Origin of the sequence: Desulfoplanes formicivorans, assembly GCF_001748225.1 — a bacterium.
Lineage (GTDB): Bacteria > Desulfobacterota > Desulfovibrionia > Desulfovibrionales > Desulfomicrobiaceae > Desulfoplanes > Desulfoplanes formicivorans.
The window spans coordinates 1-383 of sequence record NZ_BDFE01000023.1 but is presented as its reverse complement, the minus strand read 5'-3'; the positions used below and the strand labels follow the sequence as shown (position 1 = coordinate 383).

Sequence of the window (383 nt, the reverse complement as noted above, 5' to 3'; positions counted from 1 at the left end):
TCCAAGCGTGGTCATAATTACATCACGGTCTTCATTGATCTGGATCGATCCGACAAACCCGTGATTTTTGCCACTCCAGGCAAAGGCAAGGAATGCCTGACCAAGTTTTGCGAGTTTATCAGGGCACATAAAGGTCATCCCGAGAATATTGCCGAAGTTGTCTGCGACATGTCCCCTGCGTTCCTCTCGGCCGTCGAAAAGGAGTTCAAGTCCGCTTCGGTGACGGTCGACTGGTTCCATGTTGTCCAGCTTTTCACCAAGGCCGTCGATGATGTCCGGAAACTTGAGGGCAGACAGACAAAGCTTCCAGATCACACCCGTTGGGCCGTACTCAAAGGCGCTGAGAAAAAACGCACGCAAAACCAGGAGAATGCTCTTCTTGA

At 51.2% G+C, this 383-nt stretch carries 1 protein-coding gene; it reads left to right on the top strand.

Annotated elements, in window-relative coordinates:
• Positions 1-383 (top strand): transposase (locus DPF_RS13585; protein ID WP_141721145.1); only part of this gene is annotated, 383 nt, incomplete at both ends.